This is a genomic window from Litorilituus sediminis (assembly GCF_004295665.1).
GTDB lineage: Bacteria > Pseudomonadota > Gammaproteobacteria > Enterobacterales > Alteromonadaceae > Colwellia > Colwellia sediminis.
This window is the reverse complement of record NZ_CP034759.1, coordinates 847,634-868,694: the sequence shown is the minus strand read 5'-3', so window position 1 is coordinate 868,694 and position 21,061 is coordinate 847,634. Positions and strand designations below refer to the sequence as shown.

Annotated in this window: 19 protein-coding genes; 5 read left to right on the top strand and 14 right to left on the bottom strand. The window is 40.0% G+C overall.

The window, feature by feature from the left end; genetic code table 11:
* The first annotated feature begins 11 nt into the window (after positions 1-11).
* The 5 genes from EMK97_RS03930 (at position 12) to sucD (ending at position 7,453) form a co-directional block, all read left to right on the top strand.
* Positions 12-719, top strand: coding sequence for a succinate dehydrogenase iron-sulfur subunit (locus EMK97_RS03930; RefSeq protein ID WP_130599630.1), 708 nt, complete (start codon positions 12-14; stop codon positions 717-719).
* Between the two features lie 186 nt (positions 720-905).
* Complete coding sequence (gene sucA, locus EMK97_RS03925; protein ID WP_130599628.1) at positions 906-3,710, top strand: 2-oxoglutarate dehydrogenase E1 component; 2,805 nt, start codon at positions 906-908, stop codon at positions 3,708-3,710.
* A 74-nt stretch (positions 3,711-3,784) separates the two neighbouring features.
* Positions 3,785-5,248: a 2-oxoglutarate dehydrogenase complex dihydrolipoyllysine-residue succinyltransferase gene (odhB, locus tag EMK97_RS03920; protein ID WP_130599626.1), complete on the top strand. Its 1,464-nt coding sequence runs from the start codon at positions 3,785-3,787 to the stop codon at positions 5,246-5,248.
* A 166-nt stretch (positions 5,249-5,414) separates the two neighbouring features.
* Entirely contained in the window at positions 5,415-6,581 is a 1,167-nt protein-coding gene (gene sucC / locus EMK97_RS03915) for an ADP-forming succinate--CoA ligase subunit beta (protein WP_130599624.1), read from the top strand.
* On the top strand, positions 6,581-7,453 hold the full coding sequence (gene sucD / locus EMK97_RS03910; RefSeq protein ID WP_130599622.1) for a succinate--CoA ligase subunit alpha: 873 nt from the start codon (positions 6,581-6,583) through the stop codon (positions 7,451-7,453). The genes sucC and sucD overlap by 1 nt, the downstream gene beginning before the upstream one ends.
* Before the next feature lie 211 nt (positions 7,454-7,664).
* Here the strand turns inward: sucD and EMK97_RS19010 are convergent, their stop codons facing one another.
* The 14 genes from EMK97_RS19010 to EMK97_RS19115 form a co-directional block, all read right to left on the bottom strand.
* Positions 7,665-7,802: a hypothetical protein gene (locus EMK97_RS19010; RefSeq protein ID WP_170176686.1), complete on the bottom strand. Its 138-nt coding sequence runs from the start codon at positions 7,800-7,802 to the stop codon at positions 7,665-7,667.
* A gap of 231 nt (positions 7,803-8,033) precedes the next feature.
* Entirely contained in the window at positions 8,034-8,543 is a 510-nt protein-coding gene (locus tag EMK97_RS03905; RefSeq protein WP_130599620.1) for a hypothetical protein, read from the bottom strand.
* Between the two features lie 231 nt (positions 8,544-8,774).
* Positions 8,775-10,982, bottom strand: a complete 2,208-nt coding sequence (locus tag EMK97_RS03900) for a tetratricopeptide repeat protein (RefSeq protein WP_130599618.1) — start codon at positions 10,980-10,982, stop codon at positions 8,775-8,777.
* A 59-nt stretch (positions 10,983-11,041) separates the two neighbouring features.
* Positions 11,042-12,202 (bottom strand): hypothetical protein, encoded by a 1,161-nt coding sequence (locus EMK97_RS03895; protein WP_130599616.1) that lies wholly within the window; start codon positions 12,200-12,202, stop codon positions 11,042-11,044.
* Entirely contained in the window at positions 12,202-13,887 is a 1,686-nt protein-coding gene (locus tag EMK97_RS03890) for a molecular chaperone HscC (protein ID WP_130599614.1), read from the bottom strand. The genes EMK97_RS03895 and EMK97_RS03890 overlap by 1 nt, the downstream gene beginning before the upstream one ends.
* Positions 13,888-14,210: 323 nt before the next feature.
* The gene (locus EMK97_RS03885) at positions 14,211-14,786 is read right to left on the bottom strand and encodes a hypothetical protein (protein ID WP_130599612.1); all 576 of its coding nucleotides are present in this window, start codon (positions 14,784-14,786) and stop codon (positions 14,211-14,213) included.
* Positions 14,787-14,791: 5 nt separating this feature from the next.
* On the bottom strand, positions 14,792-15,100 hold the full coding sequence (locus EMK97_RS03880) for a hypothetical protein (RefSeq protein WP_130599610.1): 309 nt from the start codon (positions 15,098-15,100) through the stop codon (positions 14,792-14,794).
* 258 nt (positions 15,101-15,358) lie between these two features.
* Positions 15,359-15,883 (bottom strand): hypothetical protein, encoded by a 525-nt coding sequence (locus EMK97_RS03875; RefSeq protein WP_130599608.1) that lies wholly within the window; start codon positions 15,881-15,883, stop codon positions 15,359-15,361.
* 34 nt (positions 15,884-15,917) lie between these two features.
* Entirely contained in the window at positions 15,918-16,721 is an 804-nt protein-coding gene (locus tag EMK97_RS03870; protein WP_246028874.1) for a PoNe immunity protein domain-containing protein, read from the bottom strand.
* 11 nt (positions 16,722-16,732) lie between these two features.
* The gene (locus EMK97_RS03865; RefSeq protein WP_130599606.1) at positions 16,733-17,482 is read right to left on the bottom strand and encodes a PoNe immunity protein domain-containing protein; all 750 of its coding nucleotides are present in this window, start codon (positions 17,480-17,482) and stop codon (positions 16,733-16,735) included.
* Between the two features lie 12 nt (positions 17,483-17,494).
* Positions 17,495-17,911 (bottom strand): hypothetical protein, encoded by a 417-nt coding sequence (locus tag EMK97_RS03860; RefSeq protein ID WP_130599604.1) that lies wholly within the window; start codon positions 17,909-17,911, stop codon positions 17,495-17,497.
* 710 nt (positions 17,912-18,621) lie between these two features.
* The gene (locus EMK97_RS03855; RefSeq protein WP_246028873.1) at positions 18,622-19,425 is read right to left on the bottom strand and encodes a PoNe immunity protein domain-containing protein; all 804 of its coding nucleotides are present in this window, start codon (positions 19,423-19,425) and stop codon (positions 18,622-18,624) included.
* Between the two features lie 9 nt (positions 19,426-19,434).
* The gene (locus tag EMK97_RS03850) at positions 19,435-20,184 is read right to left on the bottom strand and encodes a PoNe immunity protein domain-containing protein (protein WP_130599602.1); all 750 of its coding nucleotides are present in this window, start codon (positions 20,182-20,184) and stop codon (positions 19,435-19,437) included.
* Positions 20,185-20,196: 12 nt separating this feature from the next.
* Positions 20,197-20,895 (bottom strand): hypothetical protein, encoded by a 699-nt coding sequence (locus EMK97_RS19115; RefSeq protein WP_211342265.1) that lies wholly within the window; start codon positions 20,893-20,895, stop codon positions 20,197-20,199.
* Between the last annotated feature and the right edge of the window lie 166 nt (positions 20,896-21,061).

Below are 21,061 nucleotides of genomic sequence, written 5' to 3'. Positions count from 1 at the left end.
GGAGCATTATAATGAAACAGATTTTTTCTATTTACCGTTATAATCCAGATGTGGATGATGCTCCTTACATGAAGGACTACGAATTAGAGTTACCTGATGGCTCTGATTTAATGGTACTTGATGCCTTAATGTTACTTAAAGAGCAAGATTCAACACTTTCTTTCCGTCGTTCATGTCGTGAGGGTGTTTGTGGCTCTGATGGTTTAAACATGAATGGTAAGAACGGTTTAGCCTGTATTACACCGTTATCTGAGCTGAAAGCGAATAAAATTGTGTTACGTCCATTACCAGGATTACCTGTTATTCGTGACTTAATCATTGATATGAGTCAGTTCTATAACCAATACGAAAAGATTAAGCCGTACTTAATCAACGACGCGCAACAACCAGCACGTGAAAACTTACAGTCTATTGAAGATCGCGATAAGCTAGATGGTCTTTACGAGTGTATTTTATGTGCATGTTGTTCAACGTCTTGTCCATCGTTTTGGTGGAATCCAGACAAATTTATCGGTCCAGCAGGTTTGCTTCACGCATATCGTTTCTTAATCGATAGCCGTGATACTGCAACTGAGGAGCGTTTAGATGGTCTTCAAGATGCATACAGCGTATTCCGTTGTCATGGCATCATGAACTGTGTTGATGTTTGTCCGAAAGGATTAAACCCAACTAAAGCCATTGGCCATATCAAGTCAATGTTATTAAAGCGCGCGGTTTAATCGCCAGTTGCTTTAATGAGAGCAGGGCATTAACTAGATGAAAAACATCTAAATTAATGCCCTGAAATTTAAACACCTTAGGTGTTTTATAGTATATTTATTTAGAATTTAAGCGTAGCTGTTTAATGTGTTCTAGTTAAATGGTTACTTATTTTTTTTGCTTTACCTCAGCAAAGGAACACGGCAATGCCAGAAGGTGTAATGAAGGCTTGGCTAGAGTCTTCCCATTTAAACGGTGGCAACATCGTTTATATTGAAGAATTGTACGAATCTTATCTAGATAACTCTGAATCTGTCTCCGCAGAATGGCGAGAAATCTTTGGAAAACTTCCTAAAGTTGAAGGTAGCGATGTGGAATACCGCCACAGTGCTATTCGAGACGAATTTAAAGCGTTAGCAAAACAAGCTCAGAAGCAAGTTGTTGTTTCTAGTGATGGCGATGCTAAACAAGTTAAAGTTTTACAACTGATTAATGCTTTCCGTTTTCGTGGTCATCAAAATGCCAATCTCGATCCATTAGGGTTATGGCAACGTGATAAAGTACGTGACCTGCAGTTATCTCACCATGGTTTATCAGAGAACGACTTTGATAAAGAATTTAACGTTGGTTCTTTGGCAATTGGCCAAGATACCATGAAGTTAGGTGAGTTATATAAAGCATTGAAAACTACTTATTGTGGTTCTATCGGTGCTGAGTATATGCACATCACATCAACTGATGAAAAGCGTTGGTTACAACAACGTCTTGAAGCAGTGCAATCTAAAGCTAAACTGTCTGTTGAAGAAAAAACAGAAGTATTAAAAGGCTTAATTGCAGCAGATGGTCTAGAAAAATACTTAGGGGCAAAATTCCCGGGTGCAAAACGATTCTCACTGGAAGGTGGTGATTCACTTATTCCTATGCTGAAAGAACTAATTACCCGCGCAGGTGCTGCTGGTACCAAAGAAGTGGTTTTTGGTATGGCTCACCGTGGTCGCTTAAACGTGTTAGTTAACGTTATGGGTAAGAATCCATCGAAATTATTCGATGAGTTTGGTGGTAAGCATGATGAAGCATTAGGCTCAGGTGATGTTAAGTATCACCAAGGTTATTCGTCTGACTTTGTTACCCCAGGTGGTAATGTTCATTTAGCATTAGCCTTTAACCCATCTCACTTAGAAATTGTAAACCCTGTAGTTATTGGTAGTGTACGTGCTCGTTTAGATAGACGTGACTGTACACAAGGCGACTTAGTCTTACCTGTTACTATTCACGGTGACTCAGCGATTGCTGGTCAAGGTGTTGTACAAGAAACCTTTAATATGTCACAAGCGCGTGCATTTAAAGTCGGTGGTACGGTACGTATTGTGGTAAATAACCAAGTTGGTTTTACTACCTCTCGCTCAGATGATACTCGCTCAGGTGAATACTGTACTGAAATCGCTAAAATGGTTCAGGCGCCAATTATTCATGTAAATGGTGACGATCCTGAAGCGGTAATTTTAGCAACACAAATCGCGCTTGATTATAGAAATGAATTTAAACGTGATGTAGTGATTGATTTAGTTTGTTACCGTAGACACGGTCACAACGAAGCTGATGAGCCAAGTGCAACTCAGCCATTAATGTATAAGAACGTTAAGAAGCACCCGACACCACGTCAATTATATGCTGATAAATTAACGGCAGAAGGCAGCTTACCGGCAAGTAAAATTGATGAGTTAACCGCTTATTACCGTAAACTGCTTGATGAAGGTCAGTGCACGGTTGAGCAGTGGCGCCCAATGACGCAACACTCGGTTGATTGGACACCTTATTTAGGTCATGACTGGGATGATGCTTACGATGCCAGCATGCCAATTGAAAAGCTTAAAGAGTTAGCTAAGGCCGTATCAACATACCCAGAAGATCATCCGGTACATTCTCGCGTTAAGAAAATTTACGATGACCGTAAGAAAATGGCATCAGGCGAGAAGTTATTAGATTGGGGCTTTGCTGAAAACTTAGCGTATGCCACGGTTGTTGATGATGGCAAGCGTGTTCGTATTACCGGTCAAGATGCTGGTCGTGGTACTTTCTTCCACCGTCATGCGGTATTACATAACCAAGAAGATGCTAGTACCTATTTACCACTACAAAATGTACGCGAAGGGCAAGGGCCATTCGATGTCCATGATTCAGTACTATCTGAAGTGTCAGTACTTGCATTTGAATACGGTTACACTACGGCTGAGCCAGCAGGTTTAACTATTTGGGAAGCACAATTTGGTGATTTTGCTAACTGTGCACAAGTAGTATTTGATCAATTCATTAGTTCTGGTGAGCAGAAGTGGGGCCGTTTATGTGGCTTAACTATGTTGTTACCGCACGGTTATGAAGGGCAAGGTCCTGAGCATTCATCTGCGCGTTTAGAGCGTTACTTACAGCTTTGTGCCGATCACAATATGCAAGTATGTGTGCCATCAACACCTGCGCAAGTATTTAATATGCTACGTCGCCAAGTGGTTCGTCCAATGCGTCGTCCATTGATTGTTATGTCGCCTAAGTCATTGTTGCGTCACCCATTAGCGGTTTCTTCATTAGAAGAGCTTGCCTCAGGTGTGTTCCAAAACGTTATTGGTGAGACGGATGATATCGATCCAAAAGCTGTTGAACGGGTAATTTTCTGTAGCGGTAAAGTTTACTACGAGCTATTAGAGCAACGTCGTAAGAACGAGCAGAACAATATTGCTATTATTCGTATTGAGCAATTATACCCGTTCCCAGAGCAAGAGCTTCAAGAAGCGTTGAAAGATTATCAACATGTGAAGCAATTTGTTTGGTGTCAGGAAGAGCCGCAAAACCAAGGTGCTTGGTACTGTTCTCAGCATCACTTTAGAGCAGCTATCCCTGAAGGTACTTATTTAACATACGCTGGCCGAAATGCTTCAGCAGCACCTGCTGTTGGTTATATGTCAGTGCATGTAAAAGAACAACAAGCGCTTGTCACGCAAGCGTTAACATTAGATTAACTCGATTGCTCTACTTATTGTGAGTAGAGCAAATTGCAAAACAAGTGCAAAGAAAGTTTGTAAGGAATTAAAAAATGACAACCGAAATCAAAGTTCCGGTATTACCAGAGTCAGTAGCTGATGCAACCGTTGCTACATGGCACGTTCAAGTAGGTGATAAAGTATCACGCGACCAAGTATTAGTAGACATTGAAACTGATAAAGTAGTACTTGAAGTACCTGCGCCAGCTGACGGTGTAGTTACTGCTATTTCAGAAGCAGAAGGCGCAACGGTATTAGGCGAGCAAGTGATTGCTACATTAGGTGCTGCTGATGCATCTGTTGCAGCACCTGCTGCAGAAGCACCAGCCGCTGCTGATGCAAAAGTGATTGATATCTTAGTACCTGTATTACCTGAATCAGTAGCTGATGCAACGGTTGCTACATGGCACGTTGCTGAAGGTGACACGGTAACAGCTGATCAGAACTTAGTTGACATTGAAACAGACAAAGTTGTTTTAGAAGTTGTTGCTCAAGATAACGGTGTAATTGGTAAAATTTTACACGCTGAAGGCGATACTGTATTAGGTCAACAAAAAATTGGTGAATTAGCCGCAGGTGCTACTGCAGCAACAACAGCTACTGCTGCGCCAATTGAAGAAGCGGTTAGCTCAGATGACTTAGCAAGCCCGTCAGTTCGTCGTTTAATGACAGAAAAAGGTTTAACTGCTGCTGATGTTGTTGGCACAGGTAAAGGCGGTCGTATTTCTAAAGAAGACGTTGAAGCGGCTGCGAACAAGCCAAAAGCAGCACCAGCTCCTGCAGCGGCTGCACCAGCACCATCTGCTGATTTAGGTGAACGTTCACAAAAACGTGTACCGATGACACGTTTACGTAAAACTATCGCCAATCGTTTATTAGAAGCGAAAAACTCTACGGCAATGTTAACAACGTTTAACGAAGTTAACATGAAGCCTATTATGGATCTTCGTAAGCAATACAAAGACTTATTTGAGAAGACTCATGATACACGTTTAGGTTTCATGTCTTTCTACGTAAAAGCGGTAACAGAAGCACTTAAACGCTACCCAGCGGTGAATGCATCAATTGATGGTGATGATATTGTTTATCACAACTTCTTTGATATCTCTATCGCAGTATCAACGCCTCGTGGTTTAGTGACACCAGTATTACGTGATGCTGACCAACTTAGCATGGCTGGTATCGAGCAAGGTATTCGTGATTTAGCAATAAAAGGTCGTGATGGTAAATTATCACTAGATGATATGACTGGTGGTAACTTCACAATTACTAACGGTGGTGTATTTGGTTCATTACTTTCAACGCCAATCATCAACTTACCGCAAACTGCTATTTTAGGTATGCACAAAATCCAAGATCGCCCAATGGCGGTTGATGGTAAAGTTGAAATCTTACCTATGATGTACTTAGCACTTTCTTACGATCACCGTTTAATTGACGGTAAAGAATCTGTTGGATTCTTAGTGACGATTAAAGAGCTATTAGAAGATCCTACACGTTTGTTACTTGACGTTTAAACCTTGTTAACAACAAGCGTAGTTTTATGCCCGTTTAGACTATAGTAGTAACGCTTTTTACTATCGTAATTAGCGTTACTGTATTATAATCGGGCGACTTTTCACGAGTGGTCGGCTATTTTTCCTAGCTGACCATTTTTAATTACAGATAAATGGATAAAACACCATGAATTTGCATGAGTATCAAGCGAAACAATTATTCGCTGAATATGGTTTACCAGTTTCTGAAGGTTTCGCTTGCGATACCCCTCAAGAAGCTGCTGAAGCTGCTGACAAAATTGGCGGCGATATGTGGGTTGTTAAAACTCAGGTTCACGCTGGTGGCCGTGGTAAGGCTGGCGGTGTTAAGCTAGTTAAAACAAAAGACGAAATCAGAGAGTTCGCTCAAAACTGGTTAGGTAAGAACTTAGTAACTTACCAAACAGACGAAAATGGTCAGCCTGTTTCTAAGATTTTAGTAGAAAGCTGTACAGATATCGCTGAAGAGTTATACCTTGGCGCTGTAGTAGACCGTGCTTCTCAAAAAGTGGTATTCATGGCATCTACTGAAGGTGGTGTTGAGATTGAGAAAGTTGCTGAAGAGACGCCTGAGTTAATTCACAAAGCTGAAATCGATCCATTAGTTGGTCCACAAGCTTACCAAGCACGTGAATTAGGTTTCAAACTTGGTTTAAACCCAACACAAATGAAGCAGTTCGTTAAGATCTTTATGGGTCTTGCTAACATGTTCAACGACCACGATTTCGCGTTATTAGAAATCAACCCATTAGTTATCACAGACGCTGGTAACTTACACTGCTTAGACGGCAAAATCGGTGTTGATGGTAACGCTTTATACCGTCAACCAAAAATCCGTGAAATGCACGATCCATCTCAAGAAGATGAGCGTGAAGCTCATGCAGCGCAGTGGGAATTAAACTACGTAGCATTAGACGGTAACGTTGGTTGTATGGTTAACGGTGCAGGCCTAGCAATGGGTACTATGGATATCGTTAACTTACACGGTGGTAAGCCAGCTAACTTCTTAGATGTTGGTGGTGGTGCTACTAAAGAGCGTGTTGCTGAAGCATTCAAAATCATTTTATCTGATGACAATGTAAGCGCAGTACTTGTTAACATTTTCGGTGGTATCGTACGTTGTGACATGATCGCAGAAGGTATCATTGCTGCTGTTAAAGAAGTTGGCGTTAAAGTGCCTGTAGTTGTACGTTTAGAAGGTACAAACGCTGAAGCAGGTCGTGAAGTATTAGCAAGCTCTGACGTTAACGTTATTGCCGCTGAGTCATTAACTGATGCAGCACAAAAAGTTGTTGCAGCTGCGGAGGGCAAATAATGTCTGTATTAATTAACAAAGATACTAAAGTTATCTGTCAAGGTTTCACAGGTGGTCAAGGTACTTTCCACTCTGAACAAGCAATTGCTTACGGCACGCAAATGGTTGGTGGTGTATCACCAGGTAAAGGCGGTCAAACTCACTTAGGTCTTCCTGTATTTAACACAGTACGTGAAGCAGTAGAAGCAACTGGCGCAACTGCAACAGTTATCTACGTTCCAGCTCCTTTCTGTAAAGATGCTATTTTAGAAGCTATCGATGCTGGTATCGAAATTATCGTTACTATCACTGAAGGTATCCCAACGCTAGACATGGTTGACGTTAAAGTTAAGCTTGAAGAAACTGGCGTTCGCATGATTGGTCCTAACTGCCCAGGTGTTATCACACCAGGTGAAACTAAGATCGGTATCATGCCAGGTCACATCCACAAGCCAGGTAAAGTTGGTATTGTTTCTCGCTCTGGTACATTAACGTACGAAGCGGTTAAGCAAACGACTGACGCTGGTTTTGGTCAATCAACGTGTGTTGGTATTGGTGGTGACCCAATCCCAGGTACAAACTTCATTGACGTATTAGAAATGTTCGAAAATGATGACCAAACTGAAGCAATCGTAATGATTGGTGAAATTGGTGGTACGGCAGAAGAAGAAGCTGCTGAGTACATCAAAGCGAACGTGACTAAGCCTGTAGTATCTTACATTGCTGGTGTTACTGCACCTGCTGGTAAGCGTATGGGTCATGCTGGTGCAATTATCGCTGGTGGTAAAGGTACAGCTGATGAGAAATTTGCTGCATTAGAAGCAGCTGGTGTTAAAACGGTTCGCTCTTTAGCGGATATCGGTGAAGCACTTAAAGAGAAAACTGGTTGGTAATCGACTAGGTTTCTTTTGAAACTCATTTAAAAAACCGTATTTTCGAATAGAGAATGCGGTTTTTTTATGAGAAATTTAATACATTAATTCATTACCTGCTACGTTGATTGCACAACTCAGCAGCTCAATACGAAATCCATTTCAATTTGTTAAAGTGAGGCCTGCATTACATATTTGAATGCAGAGATATTTATTATTCGTTATTTAGGCGTTAAATCTCATCTGCTAGTGCTTGATCCCACTCAAAATCAATATTGAATTTTCCTGTAGGCTCTAGGTGTGGTGTTAAAATGTTTGCAGTTTTGTGGTTTGCAGCACTGGAAGTTGCTTCTTTTAGTTTTCCAAACATAAGTATCCTTATTGATGTTTGTTAGGTAATTAGAAAAACATCAACGTAGGTAGCTAAATGATTAGTTTCCAAAGGTATATGATCACTTCGCTAATAGGCTTCCTTCCTATGTTTTTAGCAAAGCAGATAATACACATGTTGCGCTACTTTAATATCTTAATTTTAAAAGTGCGCCCTAAAAGTAGGTAATTTGATTTGTTTAATGCAGCTAATTAACAACAATTTAGGCTTTTATAGTGAGAGTTGGCCGTCATGATCATTAAATACTAAGGTAAACCTTCCCGTACGCTTTATGGTAAATACCGCTTCAGCCCATATCTTTTTCGATTTAGCTTGCGCTGTTGTAAATATCTGTTCAAATACCGCTTGAATAAATGGGGTAATAGTGACGGGCTTGTCTTCAATTTTCATATCAGTCTCAGGGTGATACTCACATGTGTAAAATGCCGTACAAATATACGTACTACCAGTTACTTGGCTTTTGGTATGTGCATTTAAGCAGGTTAACGTGATTGTAGCTGACAGCCATTGGTCGTTTATTGTGCTATATAAAAATTGGCCAAGTTGACGGGTTAATTCTTGTTCATTCATTTGTGTGATGGCAGTACTAGGTTCACTTGCCGACTCAGCTGATTCAATATCGTAGGCAACATTGCCGTCAAAGGTAACAACTTGTCCATCTAAGGTGAGAATGTCAGTGCCAATAAGTTCAACATTACCGCAACGGTCGAGCTTTATCATGCTGCCTTGGTTAAGGAGGGTCACATCTCCTCGGCCAGAGTCTTCAATAGTGATATTAGCGTCAGCATTAATAAACGTTGAACCTTTGGTAATGCACTGCTATAAACTTACCACTCCCTGTTTATTTACTAAATTAATTGAGGCGACAACTATACTGACACAAGGTGTTATTACGCAAAGGTAAACAACGTTTCAAAATAATTAAGAGTAAAGCATAGACCCCCTTAAAGGCTAAAGATCGTAGTGTTTGGTCGTATCAAATATAATCTGCTTTGCAACTACAGTTCCTTTCTGGATGGCCTTTGCACGCCATTGCTTACTTAATCCATTATTTTTATGTTGCATCTTTGTAGAGCCATACCAAACGCTCAATGCATTCAAAGCATTTAAATTACCCAGTTGAGCCGCTTCTTTTGCATTTTCGATAGCAAACTTGGGGTTGAATTTCGGGTTCTCTTTGTCGGAATAAAGTACTGCTAGGTTGTATAGATTTTGTGCTATTAGTGTCTTTGGGTATTGCTTTTTTCTTGCATATTGAATAGCCCTTTGTAGATGGTAATCAATATTTTCATAAGCCCTTATATGCTGGTGCCAATGATACTGTGCTTCTTGATCGCCGTCAGCTATCCTTGCTTTAAGTGAATTACCATAAGCTTGGTTTTCATCACTTTTATAATCTAAATAGCTCATTATTGCTAAGTTCGTTAACGCTAATACGTGCGAGCCATCCTCCCCAGCTTCTAGATAATACTCGTTTGCTTTGTTGAATGATTGTGCAGTACCTTTTCCCAGTTCGTAATAAACAGCTACTTTATACACTGCCTCGTAATAACTCTTTGATGCAGTTAAATACAAGTTAAATGTTTCTTTATCAAGAGCGGGGTCATTTTTTTGAGCATAAAGATTGGCTAAAGATAGTGAAGACCATTTATGGCCGCCATCGCTTGCTGCTTTTAAATACTGTTCTGCTTTTTCCATATCCAAAGAGACAATATCGCCACTTAAATACAAATCGCCAAGCATTGCATTTGCGTGAGCTATTCCTTTTGAGCCAGCAGAAGAAAGTTGTTTGATAGCTTTGTCTAAGTCATTGGCTTGCTTAGTCGCTTTATATTTTTCTAGTGAAATAGCGCCGAGTACATACTGACTGAAATAAGGTAGGGCTTTGGCACCTTCTATGGCTAAAGATGTTGCTTTGTTTATATCGACTTCAACACCTTGACCGGTTAATAGCAGTTCGCTCAGCCGAGCTTTCGCTTCCAAGTTACCATCGATAGTAGCCATGTTGAAATACTTAGCTGCTTGCTTCATCTGATGGCTACTATATGCGATTTGTCCCGCCTTTAGTGATGCCTCTGCGTCTCCAGCATTTGCAGCTATCCTGTACCAGTGAAACTCTTGGTCGATATCATTTTGTTTTCCAAAAGCTTGAGCGAGCTTTTTAGCTGCGCTTATTGAGTCTTGTTTTGCTGCACTCTGGTAGTAAACTCTAGCATACTCAAGTTCGTATTCAGTATCACCACCTAATTTACCTGAGGAATATATATCGCCTATAGTTTCATCGACCTTGGCATGACAAAGTAAGTCGTCGCCGCACTCTACACGCTCAAAATGCTCTAGCGCTTTTTTATAATCTTTTTCCATGCCAATGCCATAATATGCATACTTAGCTAGGTAGTGGTGAGCTTGTTTGTTATAACGATCGTGAGAATGTTCAAACCATTTTAGTGCTTGTTTGGCATGGAATGTCGATTGTTCAGCCTTTGCATCAAAAAATAGAGCAACGTCATGTGTAGCCTTTGGGCTATGTGTCAGAACCGAAGTCAAGTAATTGCTACTGAAGTTGAAAAGGCTGGGGGAAATGATACGCAGCGAGAATAATAAACCTAGCAATAACAGTGTCACTATTACGATACGTTTTACGCCTTTGTTGAAAAAGGTATTTAATCTTTTTTTGAATTGTTCTGTTGTTACACCATTTTGTAACGCCATATCTTTTCTCAACCTAATGAATAGTGCGAGCAGAATGATAAGATTTGCACTCCAAACGATTAACCCTCGCCAATCTTCCCCTCGAAAGTTACTTTTATTAAAAGGAATGAGTTCAGATAAAAAGTAAACAAAGTTTACAAGTAACATTAAGGTAATAAATGTCGTAAATGAGCTTATCCATTTTACGTTTTCACTACTTAGTGTTAAGTATATTGATGCCCAGCAAAGGTATCCGCCAATCCACATTAAATATAACGCTGACCCCGTATCCATATCTCCTTTTCGAAAATGAGTTACAGAAAACAGGGATATTAAGCATAAACTTACAAGTACAATGGCAAGCCCCAGTCCGTTAATTAGTTTGTTTCGCTTAAATACAGTGAAAGAAGTTATACTTACAGTACTACTGTTTGGAGCTGTGTCACTTGATAGGGTATTGGAACTCATGTAATTACTTCCTTGAATTAATTGTATGCAAAGTTTATCGGCTATACGTCACGAATAGCTTAATCCTTTTTAATTGGTGGGTTGTCAGCAAATTTGTAATAGTGTCTAGCCTTGAGAAGGCGACCCAGTGTAAATATTCCCCACACAGTTCCAAATGGAACTAATAGCAAAGCAAGAACTGCAATAGGCCAAACACAGTTGAACGCCAGCTTATTATTTTGACAGAGCTTGAAACACAAGAGGAATTGGCTTATCACGAGTATGAAGTTCTGAAGGTTAGAAGCGCGAAATATCAGGCCATCTAGCGTTGTAAGCAAAGAAACACAGAATACAACTAGCAATACAAGGCACCACATAATAAATAATACTTTTAAGGCGAAAAAGCTTGACACAGCGGTTTCGTAAATTGCGATCTCTTCTTCTGAATAACGATTGATTGCGCTAACACCACCTTGAACTGCCGCTAGCGACTTATTGTCGTCGGATGTCTCTTTATCAATGAACTCTACAATTGCATCTAATGCTTCTGGATGTACAAACGCTTTGAGTGTTTCTTTTTCTTCTTGCCATAAGAACGTGTGGTTTAGTAACTGTATAGACTCTGTGCCTAAACCTTCAATAGCATATTTTTTATGGGGTTTACCATCTGCGATAGCATTGACTAAAGCGCAAATTGCATTAATCAAATATAAGCTCACTTTAAAGTGAATATCTTTATCAAGTAGTGTTTTTTTCTGGCAGAATTCACTCCAGCGCTGGTATTGAATATGTGAATTGTCCTCAGACAAAATGTCGTCGCACTGTTGCAATATATCGTCTAACCCTTCTGCTTCATCACGCTGGTTCTTAATAACCTCAGCCTCTAGTGGAGTTTCAACAAAGGTTTTTTCATTGTCTAAACTGTGAAATGCGTTTTCATCAATTGATTCGTCGACGAAAAATGCTTGTTCCTCTTCTTTATATAAAGGCGCTCGTTCCTGCTCAGATAAAGAGGTCTGTTCCTCTTGTTCAGGAGAATAAATTTGTTCCTCGCAAGCAACTGCTGTCTGACTCGCCGCATTCTTTGCGTACTTGATAGCATTTTTGTATGCACTGTGAAGTGCTGAAAATTCAGCGGGCTTTTCGTCTGGGCGAACAGTTTTGACAAGAGCAGCGTAAGCTTTTTTAATTAGGCCAATATCGGTTGTTGGCGCTATCTGCAGTAGTTCCCAATTAACCATTAGAACCAACTCTCACTATCGAATGAATCTAACGCTTCACAAAAAAGCACTTGAGCCCGTTGAATCTCTCTGGGATTTTGGCTATCCAGTGTATGTTCAAAACGAGAGAGCAGTTGACTAATTTCTTCTCTTTGATAACCAAGGGAGCTACTGTAAATACGTTCGGCTCTTGCCACTAAGACTCGATTTTTTTCGCTATTTCTTGGGTGAAATTTTAGCTTTTGAAGCGTTGCTTTAGCACGATTGATTTGTTCATCGGTCAATGCGCCAGGGGCATTGAGAATCACTTTGTTGTAGGTTTTTCCTGTACTTTTTACTTTAACGTCGACCTCCAGCAGTCCGCTCATATCGTAGCTGTATCGAACCGTAACAGGTTGTTTTCCTGCTTTGTCTTTAGGCACACTTACATTTATTTCGCCTAAACAGATATTTTTGTCTACTTGCCTGTGTTCGCCTTGGTATATATCAACTCTCATCGCCGTTTGATTATCTTTAGATGTGTATAAATCGCGTTCAACACTTATCGGTACAATAGAATTGCGTTCAATAATAGGAAACATTTGGCCTGGGTTATCAAAATCATCTAGTACCTCTGTGCCTAGTGTAAAAGGGCAGACATCGGTTAGAACGATGTCATCCAATGCTTCGTTTTTCTCTACCAGTCCAGCTTGAACACCAGCCCCTATTGAAACGACTAAATCGGGGTCTAACTTGGATGAAGGTATACGGCCAAAAAGTTTACTCACCATTGAACGCAATGCTTGCATTTTAGTTGAGCCGCCAACTAAAATAACATCGTCAATTTCATTGGGGTGTAAGTTGGCATCTTGCAGAGCCTGTTTAATTGGTTGCTGCACCCTACGTAGCAAGGGGGTTATCACGCGATAAAACCAATCTTGCTCTATTGCAAGGTCGTGTGTTTCATCTTTATACGCGAGTTGGAATCTATGAGCCAAGTCTCTATCGATATTACACTTTATTGTTTCTAGCTTCATGAATGCTTGTTGACGCTCTTCGCGAGAAAACCGTTTTTTGTCAAAATTGTTATCTATACATATCTGTTCAAACATGGCTGCAACAAAGTCTTCACCACCTAAGTAGTTATCTCCGGCACTAGCATGAACCTCCATAACGCCATCAAAGAATTCTAATATTGATACATCAAATGTTCCGCCACCCATATCTAAAATCAAAAAGGTGCCTTGCTGGCGATCATTTAAACCATAAGCCATAGCTGCTGCTGTTGGTTCATTTATTAGCCTTCGAACGGTAAGCCCGGCTAGTTCACCTGCTAATTTAGTTGCGTATCGTTGGTTTTCATTGAAATAAGCAGGCACACTAATTATTGCTTCTGTGACGCTCTCGCCTAAAAACGCTTCTGCGTCTTCGACAAGTGAGCGTAAGATAAATGAAGATAGCTCGGGGGCGGTAAACGAATGACCACCAATTTCTAATGAATGTTCAGTGCCCATAATCCGTTTAAATACTGCAACGGTATTTATAGGGTGGCTAATCAACCGTTGTTTAGCGGTGCTGCCAACAATGACATTGTTGTTATCGTCTATAGTGACGACAGATGGGGTTAAATAATTATTTAAGCGGTTGGGAATTTGCACTAGATCTGTGCCTTTCCAAACGCAGCACGCACTATTAGTTGTGCCTAAATCAATCCCAATTACGGGCATGGTCAGATTCCTTCTGAAAAATTAAAAGTCCGATTTTTGAACGTGAATATTATCAGCGTAAATAGCGAAAGTCACCAAATAAAAATTTTGTACATACAAAGCGGTAGACAGAAATCACTTAGAGTTTAAAGGACATGCGTGCATTGTGAGTTTTTCTAAACTTCGCAACTAAAGATATTATTGATTAGTCAGTATCGTATGAATCTAGGGCAGGTAACTACATTTACACTGCCATCCATAGCAATCATCATATTGTCTTACACAATAGACCAACCAATCAATGCTTTTGTGTGCATTACGCAGCCTTTTTGGAGAGTGATTGCCTACGGTGTTATATCTTGTGCCTTTTTAAGCGCTTTAATTGCTCGCCACTGTAATAAATTAACTAATAGAAATAGCAGCGCCGTAAAAAAAAACACTTCCCCGGAATAGCGCTTCAAAATTTGAGTAAGTGCGGTGTCTTCCAGTTTTTTGTAGTGCTCAGCAGAGAGTTTTTGATAGTCGTCACTATTCATCCATTGTTTGGTGTCAGCATTTAAATAAAACAGACTGTGTTTACTCCACTGGTAATAATTTCGATTGTACTTTTCTTTTATGCTTTCGAACTCATTAGGAAAGTTAAGTTGAACAACGCCTACATGCGTGATTGGCAATTCTCTTTCGTAGTACTCTTCTTCAATATCGATGTTAAGTACTGACACTTCCCCTTCGAATGGAATAGTGTTGAATTTTATCAAGTAGCCATTGTTTGTTTTCTGGAAACTTGCTACTTCTTCATTAAGCGGTTGCATAGCTTCCCAAGCAGCGAGTAAAGTTTCTTTATTAGTAGGGCTTGCATAAGAGTTCATACTTATAATAAGGCAAGCAATAAGTGCTCGAGCAATGATTGACAGGTGCATTTTTATTATCCTTTTAAAAAATGAGTGCAAAGCGTGGCTTTGCACTTAACTAACATAAAATATTGTTTTAAAACTTCTTTAATTTCGTCGGGTAAGCGTACCTTAAAGTTTGGCACCAGTAAAATATGCTCACCATTTAAATCAAGTAATTCATTACGTAAATGAAACATATATGCTGTAAATTTCTCGTCGAAATTTGGGAGCAGTTTATTTACCCCCGATGATGCCGATGTAATGCTAATGTGAGAGTGAGATATGATCCTTTCTTTATAGCTTTCATCATGAGCGACGGCATCGAGCTTAAGCTGTTTCATTTTTTTCTTTTATGGTGTCTAAGGCGGTGCTAAGAGCGTAGCGGCTTTTTGATTTGCGACACCGCTTGCGGCGGCTTTGAGTTTTCCTAACATATGTTCTCCTTATTAAATGTGTTTGGAAAGGCTTTTATGTAAGCGATGGTAAATTGCCATCGCTATATTTTGACGTTGAAATATTTACGTAATTAGTGACACTCAGTATTGATATACATGAGATTTTTTAGCGATTGAATTGATTCTAGTCTTTTGAATTTAGCTTTATTGGTGACAAAATATAAATAAACCGTTTCTGCTTTTTATTGCGTGATTTATCATTGAATTAAGCTTATTTAATTCATCCTCTGCGATAAAATCTTCATCGTAATCTTCGTTTTCTATCATTTCTTTGAAAGTTGATAAAAAACTATTCAGAGATGAACTATTTCTGTAAATGACGGCAGGAGTTCCATTTGGGGAAAGAGGTAAACCGAAATCGTTATTAACATCCCAGTCATTGAATATAAACTCTTCCATAATTGGGTAATCATCATTAAGGTATAATTCAACAGTTTCAGCGCCCTTATTTTTTTGTTTGCAGATAAATTCAAAGGCTTCAAGTAACTCTATTGCGTCATCACTTTCTAACGTTTCAGGGTCTCTAGTATAAGACTTACTATAAAGCTTATTGAGGTTATCCACTTGTATTGAACTCGTAGAGGCTTGAATCACGCAGTCTTCTTTACTTACAATTGTACGATTTATAATGTCATGTTCGCATTCGTAAATATTTAAAAAATAGCTCATAAATTTAACTCCTTGTTTTGTTGACGTGTAAGTTTTAGTGCTTAATTAAGTCTATGGGCAGCATAGAATGGCTCGGTAACTGACTTTTAGGGACATTTAAAATATTTGCTACTAATGATAATTCAAAGCACCAATAGCCAATGTAGTAATCAGTGTATTCAAACTCGCAATCAATATCATGGCTGCTATGCCAGTCAGCTTGGTCTTCAAGGCTCTCGTACCAATTACTGATAAAAGTATTGAGTAAGTCAGGTTGCTCGGCTTTAGTAGCCGAGAATACATCAGCTAATGGCTGATATATTTCAGGGTAATACAGTGTTGATGAAATAGGGCGGTCGACATCACCTAAAGCCATCGCAATATTATCAAGTAGGGTATCTTTACCTTGCTCGCCAACAATGGCAAGCACTTCATCAATATGTGCTTGGTCTACTTCACAGCCTTGCAATAACGCTAACCACCATAAGGTGTAAATATAGCGATTAATGTTAGCAGAGCCAACGGCATCGGCTTGACCGCCGAGTTTTTCAAACGCATTGCGATAAAATTGATGAGGCCTAGGTAATTTATCGCAATAAGCCTTAAGTTGCTTACGATAAGGTAATATCTCTAATACGTAACGCCTTACATCACTTAAATGTGCGCCGTAAGAGTAATGTGCCACGGCGCGCATAATGGCTAATTGATAAATACGCTGTGCTGTATCAACACGCGCAGAAGAGGAGGTGAAATTGCCTGCCTCAAGGGCTTCTTGTGTTTCGTTAATCCCTACTTGTATATCCACAAGGAAGGTTTCAAAGTAATCTGTTGTTTTACGACTATCGCGCATATCAGACATATAACCGCCTCCTATTGGCTCTCTTGCCAATGGACTAAATCTTTAGGGTAGTATTCATGGTCGATAAAACTGCTATCGTCTATGTTGTATAACTTAACCACTAAGGCGGCGCCCCAGCACCAATAACCAATATAAGCATCGGTATCCATTAAGTGATAATCAGGACTGCCTTCAGCTTTATACCAAGCATCTAAATAAGCTTTTACTGCCGCAGGGCGTTGGCTAGGCTCTGCCTCAATCACCTTGAGCAGTTTACCAAAGCGCTTTTTAAATAACGTGGTATCGGCTATATCACGGTCTGTATCTCCCATGGCAACGGCGATATTGTCTAATAATGCATCTTGTCCTTGGTTGGCGATTAATTCGAGCACTTTTAGGTAGTAGGCTTGCCCCATATCAAGGCAATAAGCGAAAGCAAGCCATATTAGGGTGCGGCGCATATCGTCTTCGTGTAACTCCTCCCAATCAATACGGGCTGCTTGTTCATTGTCAGGTAAGGCATCGGCATAGTCTTTTTGCCATTGACGGTATTCTAGAGCTTCGAGTAAATGAGGCTTTAATTCAGCTAGGTCATCGCCACGGGAGTATTTTTGGTGGAGTAATTCTATGGTGTAATCAGTAACTCTGAATGAAGCCTTCATTTTAACCTCATCAGTCACCTGCAACTTCTCTATTTTTTTTATTCTTTTTTTTATGGTGTCAGTTAAAAAATCAACTTGATCATTATAGTAGGCTTTATTTTTTAAAATATCTCGTAACATTATTTTCTCTTTTTATAATTCAAGTGCTTTGCCAATAATGTTGGCATTTTCATCTAGTTCTTTAATGATTAATGTGCTGTCTTCTTTATTGCGAATTAGTAATTTTTGTACGGTTCCATCATTGTCTTCAAGTGCTTCTAATATATCCATACGTTGTTGCTTATTTAACCCTGCTTTTCTGAGTCGCTCATCTGTCAACCACTTGTTACTCATTTGTTTGCCAGCTTTGGTGTTACCCAAGCGCGCTTTATTATATTTCGCCTCGGTGATAACAAAGTCAGGCGGTGGATTCGGGTGATTATAAATACCATCAATGCCTGTTTCACCCGGCTTGTAGCTGCCATCGGTTCTGCCAAGGGGCGTGTATCCTTTTTCTCCCATGAGTTGATGGGCATTATACTCACCTGCGGCGGCTTTTTTATGATTCATTGATTTAAACTCAGTAAAATCATCAGGCGTTTTTCTTGAGGGTAAATCAAGGCGTTTGGCTTGTGCGCCTTTTAATTCGTTCCCCTTAGGGGCGTCGAGTTCAAGTGTTTTAGCCTTTTTAGGGAGATTAGATACACCGAATCCTGCTAACTCACCTTGATAATCTTGTAAGGCTTTGTTGGTTTTAGCTTCAAGTACTTTGGCGGCTTTGGCAATACCGTCTTCAATTTTGGGTAATACTTCACTGAGCTGTTTACTGTGCTTGGTGAGACTTGCTATCGCTTCATCACTTAAGGTGGCTTTAAGAACCCAAGTGTCAGTGATGCTGTTAAGGGCATCACGTAGGGCGGTAATTTTTTCAGTTATTAAGGCACTACCTTCTTTGGCGAGACCTTGCCAGTCAATATTTTTGATATAGGCAATGGGATCACCTTTACCGAGTTTGCGTAAGGTTGCAGCAGCGAGGGTAATTGCGCCATTGGCATTTTTTACGATAACTTTACCGACACCTTTTACGGCAGAGGCTAGGAGCCTCAGCTATAGAAAGTGGTATAAAGCCGATACCTGTTCAGATTAACCCACCCTCATTATTGAGAAGGTGGGTTAATTTGGCATCCATTTTAAATTATTAAAGAGCTTTGTCGTTTTAAAGTAATAAAGTGTCTTACTCAACGCATTCGTGAGGTAAGTACTATGTTCGGTTAAATAGATTAGCGCTTGATTAAGTCAATGGGCAGCATAGAATGGTTTGGTAACTGATTTTTGGGGACATTTAAAATATTTGCCACTAATGACAATTCAAAGCACCAATAGCCAATGTAGTAATCAGTGTATTCAAACTCGCAATCAATATCATGGGTGCTATGCCAGTCAGCTTGGTCTTCAAGGCGCTCGTACCAATTACTGATAAAAGTATTGAGTAAGTCAGGTTGCTCGGCTTTAGTAGCCGAGAATACAGCAGCTAATGGCTGGTATATTTCAGGGTAATACAGTGTTGATGAAATAGGGCGGTCGACATCACCTAAAGCCATCGCAATATTATCAAGTAGGGCATCTTTACCTTGTTCGCCGATAATCGCTAATACGTCATCAATATGTGCTTGGTCAACCTCACAGCCTTGTAATAGCGCTAACCACCATAAGGTGTAAATATAGCGATTAATGTTAGCAGAGCCAACGGCATCGGCTTGACCGCCGAGTTTTTCAAACGCATTGCGATAAAATTGATGAGGCCTAGGTAATTTATCGCAATAAGCCTTAAGTTGCTTACGATAAGGTAATATCTCTAATACGTAACGCCTTACATCACTTAAATGTGCGCCGTAAGAGTAATGTGCCACGGCGCGCATAATGGCTAATTGATAAATACGCTGTGCTGTATCGACACGCGCAGAAGGGGAGGTGAAATTACCTGCCTCGAGGGCCTCTTGTGTCTCGTTAATTCCTACTTGTATATCCACAAGGAAGGTTTCAAAGTAATCCGTTGTTTTACGACTATCGCGCATGGTTGCCATATGACTCTCCTATTGATTATCTTGCCAGTGAACGAGGTCTTTAGGATAGTACTCGTGGTCAATAAAGCTGCTATCGTCTATGTTGTACAGCTTAACCACTAAGGCGGCTTCCCAGCACCAATAGCCATCATATGCATCATTATCTAACAGGTGAGTATCAAGGCTTCCATACAATTTATACCACGCATCTAAATAAGCTTTAACTAACGCTGGTCTTTTGTCAGGTTCAGCCTCAACGACTTTGTATAGTTTATCGAAGCGTTTCTTAAATAAGAGATTTTCTGCAATATCACGGTCAGTATCACCCATTTTAACAGCAATATTATCCAATAAGCCGTCTTGTCCTTGGTTGGCGATTAACTCAATCACTTGCTGATAATAGCCTTGTCCCATATCCAAGCAATAAGCAATAGCCAACCAATGAAACCAGTTTTCCAAATATTCTTCACGAATTTCTTCCAAACCAATACGTGCTGTTTGTTCTTTTTCCGGTAAGGCATCTGCATAGAGTTTTTGCCATTGTCTGCACTCAAGAGCCTTAAATACATAAGGCACTAATTCGGCTAGATCGTCGCCGCGTGAGTATTTTTGATGAGCCAAGGTTAATATATCGTTAACTAGGCGAAAAGATTTTTTCATTTTCACTTTATCTGCAAAGTTTCCAGTCTTTATTTCTTCAATATCCTCAGCTAAGCACTCTTCGCAAAAAGTTATGTTTTCATCGAAGTACTCTTTATTTCTTAAGGTGTCTCTTAACATTTTTAATCTCTTTTATAACTCAATTGCTTTACCAATGATTTTTGCGCTTTCATCTAGCTCTTTAACAACTAAACTTCCGTCTTCTTTATTACGTATTAATAGTTTTTGTACTGTGCCGTCATTATTTTCAAGTGCTTTGAGGACTTTTCGTTGATCTTTCTTGCTTAACCCTGCTTTTTTAAGCCGTTTATCAGTAATCCAATCATTACTCATTTGTTTGCCATCTTTGGTTTTACCTAAGCGAGCAGTGTTGTACTTAGCCTCGGTGATAACAAAGTCAGGCGGTGGATTTGGGTGATTATAAATACCATCAATGCCTGTTTCACCCGGCTTGTAGTTGCCATCGGTTCTGCCAAGGGGCGTGTATCCTTTTTCTCCCATGAGCTGATGGGCATTATACTCACCTGCGGCGGCTTTTTTATGATTCATTGATTTAAATTCAGTAAAATCATCAGGCGTTTTTCTTGAGGGTAAATCAAGGCGTTTGGTTTGTGCGCCCTTTAATTCGTTCCCCTTAGGGGCGTCGAGTTCAAGTGTTTTAGCCTTTTTAGGGAGATTAGATACACCGAATCCTGCTAACTCACCTTGATAATCTTGTAAGGCTTTGTTGGTCTTAGCTTCAAGCACTTTGGCGGCTTTGGCAATACCGTCTTCAATTTTGGGTAATACTTCACTGAGCTGTTTACTGTGCTTAGTGAGGCTTGCTATCACTTCATCACTTAAGGTGGCTTTAAGAACCCAACTATCAGTGATGCTGTTAAGGGCATCACGTAGGGCGGTAATTTTTTCAGTTATTAAGGCACTACCTTCTTTGGCGAGACCTTGCCAGTCAATATTTTTGATATAGGCAATGGGGTCACCTTTACCGAGTTTGCGT

Excerpts from the sequence above, each read along its gene's own strand:
- sucD (WP_130599622.1), top strand. The coding sequence starts at position 6,581 with ATGTCTGTATTAATTAACAAAGATACTAAAGTTATCTGTCAAGGTTTC.
- EMK97_RS03860 (WP_130599604.1), bottom strand. The coding sequence starts at position 17,911 with ATGAATCATAAAAAAGCCGCCGCAGGTGAGTATAATGCCCATCAACTC.
- EMK97_RS03855 (WP_246028873.1), bottom strand. The coding sequence starts at position 19,425 with ATGGCAACCATGCGCGATAGTCGTAAAACAACGGATTACTTTGAAACC.
- EMK97_RS03850 (WP_130599602.1), bottom strand. The coding sequence starts at position 20,184 with ATGTTAAGAGACACCTTAAGAAATAAAGAGTACTTCGATGAAAACATA.
- EMK97_RS03875 (WP_130599608.1), bottom strand. The coding sequence starts at position 15,883 with ATGAGCTATTTTTTAAATATTTACGAATGCGAACATGACATTATAAAT.
- odhB (WP_130599626.1), top strand. The coding sequence starts at position 3,785 with ATGACAACCGAAATCAAAGTTCCGGTATTACCAGAGTCAGTAGCTGAT.
- EMK97_RS03865 (WP_130599606.1), bottom strand. The coding sequence starts at position 17,482 with ATGTTACGAGATATTTTAAAAAATAAAGCCTACTATAATGATCAAGTT.
- sucA (WP_130599628.1), top strand. The coding sequence starts at position 906 with ATGCCAGAAGGTGTAATGAAGGCTTGGCTAGAGTCTTCCCATTTAAAC.
- EMK97_RS03930 (WP_130599630.1), top strand. The coding sequence starts at position 12 with ATGAAACAGATTTTTTCTATTTACCGTTATAATCCAGATGTGGATGAT.
- EMK97_RS03870 (WP_246028874.1), bottom strand. The coding sequence starts at position 16,721 with ATGTCTGATATGCGCGATAGTCGTAAAACAACAGATTACTTTGAAACC.
- EMK97_RS19010 (WP_170176686.1), bottom strand. The coding sequence starts at position 7,802 with ATGTTTGGAAAACTAAAAGAAGCAACTTCCAGTGCTGCAAACCACAAA.
- EMK97_RS03905 (WP_130599620.1), bottom strand. The coding sequence starts at position 8,543 with ATGATAAAGCTCGACCGTTGCGGTAATGTTGAACTTATTGGCACTGAC.
- EMK97_RS03890 (WP_130599614.1), bottom strand. The coding sequence starts at position 13,887 with ATGCCCGTAATTGGGATTGATTTAGGCACAACTAATAGTGCGTGCTGC.
- EMK97_RS03900 (WP_130599618.1), bottom strand. The coding sequence starts at position 10,982 with ATGAGTTCCAATACCCTATCAAGTGACACAGCTCCAAACAGTAGTACT.
- EMK97_RS03885 (WP_130599612.1), bottom strand. The coding sequence starts at position 14,786 with ATGCACCTGTCAATCATTGCTCGAGCACTTATTGCTTGCCTTATTATA.
- EMK97_RS03880 (WP_130599610.1), bottom strand. The coding sequence starts at position 15,100 with ATGAAACAGCTTAAGCTCGATGCCGTCGCTCATGATGAAAGCTATAAA.
- EMK97_RS03895 (WP_130599616.1), bottom strand. The coding sequence starts at position 12,202 with ATGGTTAATTGGGAACTACTGCAGATAGCGCCAACAACCGATATTGGC.
- sucC (WP_130599624.1), top strand. The coding sequence starts at position 5,415 with ATGAATTTGCATGAGTATCAAGCGAAACAATTATTCGCTGAATATGGT.